General features: G+C 72.0%; 1 protein-coding gene. It reads left to right on the forward strand.

What is annotated here, in order from left to right; genetic code table 11:
• Positions 1-76: 76 nt before the first annotated feature.
• The gene (gene ubiB, locus CH341_RS31100) at positions 77-1,642 is read left to right on the forward strand and encodes a 2-polyprenylphenol 6-hydroxylase (RefSeq protein WP_111423533.1); all 1,566 of its coding nucleotides are present in this window, start codon (positions 77-79) and stop codon (positions 1,640-1,642) included.
• Positions 1,643-1,733: the final 91 nt, after the last annotated feature.

Consider the following 1,733-nt stretch of genomic DNA (forward strand, 5'->3'; position numbering starts at 1 on the left):
CCACCCTCTCCCGCGAGGGGAGAGGGTAAGGCGGCGACGCCTCGGCCCTTCGCGCCGGTTCATTTTCGGACGTCTCATGATCCCTCCCTTTTCCCATCTGATCCGCCTCGCCCGTGCCGGCTTCGTGCTGGCCCGCGAGGGGGTGTTCGCGCTGATCGATCCGACGCCGCTGCCGGGTGCGGCGCAGCTCGGGCTGAAGGCGCTGCGGCTGCTGGAGCGGCCGACCAGCGCGTCCGGCGCGGCGCGGCTGTCGACGGCGCTCGGCAAGCTCGGGCCGAGCTACGTCAAGCTCGGCCAGTTTTTGGCGACCCGGCCCGACGTGGTCGGGCAGGCGATCGCCACCGACCTGGAGAAGCTCCAGGACCGGATGCCGCCGTTTCCGCAGGACCAGGCCGAGGCGGCGATCGAGCGCTCGCTCGGCCGGCCCCTGCACAAGATGTTCGCGAGCTTCGGCCCGCCGCTCGCCGCCGCCTCGGTCGCCCAGGTGCACCGGGCCGAGATCGACACGCCGGCCGGCCGGCGGTCCGTGGCCGTCAAGGTGCTGCGGCCCGGCATCGAGGCCGACCTGCGGGCCGACATCCAGGCCTTCTTCTTCGCCGCCCGGATGGCGGAGCGCATGTCCGCGGAGGCGCGCCGGCTGCGCTTCGAGGAGGTGGTGGCGACGCTCGCCCGCTCCGTGACGGTGGAGATGGATCTGCGGCTGGAGGCCGCTGCCGCCTCCGAGATGGCCGACAACGTCAAGGACGACACCGACTTCCGGGTGCCGACCGTCGAGTGGGACCTGACCGCCCACAACGTGCTGACCACCGAGTGGATCGACGGCACGCCGCTGTCCGACCGCGCCGCCCTGGAGCGCCGCGGCCTCGACCTGCCGGTGCTCGGCCGCACCGTGATCCAGAGCTTCCTGCGCCACGCGGTGCGCGACGGCTTCTTCCACGCCGACATGCATCCCGGCAACCTGTTCGTCGACGACGCCGGGCGGCTGGTCGCCGTCGACTTCGGCATCATGGGCCGGCTCACCGAGAAGGAACGGCGGTTTCTGGCCGAGATCCTCTACGGCTTCATCAGCCGCAACTACCGGCGGACCGCCGAGGTGCATTTCGAGGCCGGCTACGTGCCGGGGCATCACTCGGTCGAGGCGTTCATGCAGGCCGTGCGGGCGATCGGCGAGCCGATCCACAACCGCAACGCCGAGGACATCTCGATGGCCAAGCTGCTCACCCTGCTGTTCGAGGTGACGGCGCTGTTCGACATGAAGACGCGGCCCGAGCTCCTGCTCCTGCAGAAGACCATGGTGGTGGTCGAGGGCGTCGGCCGCATGCTCGACCCGAAGCTCGACATGTGGCGCACCTCCGAGCCGGTGGTGCGGACCTGGCTGGAACGCCATCTCGGCCCCGCCGGCCGGGTCGAAGGCGCCGTCGAGGGCGTCGGCGAGGTCGGCCGGTTCCTGGGCGGCGTGCCGGGGCTGCTCGGCCGCGGCGCCCGCATCGCCGAGCAGCTCGACCGCGCCACCCGCGACGGCATCGTGCTGTCGCCCGAGACGGTCGCCGGCATCGGCGACGCCGAGCGGCGCCGCGCCCGCGGCACCACCATCGCCCTGTGGGTCATCGCCGCGCTGCTGTTCCTGCATCTGTGGCGGTGAGGCCGTTTTGAGCCGCCGGCGCCAAATGATATGGAACGGCTCGACCTTCTCCGCCGTCATGCCCGGCCTCGTGCGGGGCATCCACGGCGCG

The organism is Rhodoplanes roseus (assembly GCF_003258865.1).
Taxonomy (GTDB): Bacteria; Pseudomonadota; Alphaproteobacteria; order Rhizobiales; family Xanthobacteraceae; genus Rhodoplanes; species Rhodoplanes roseus.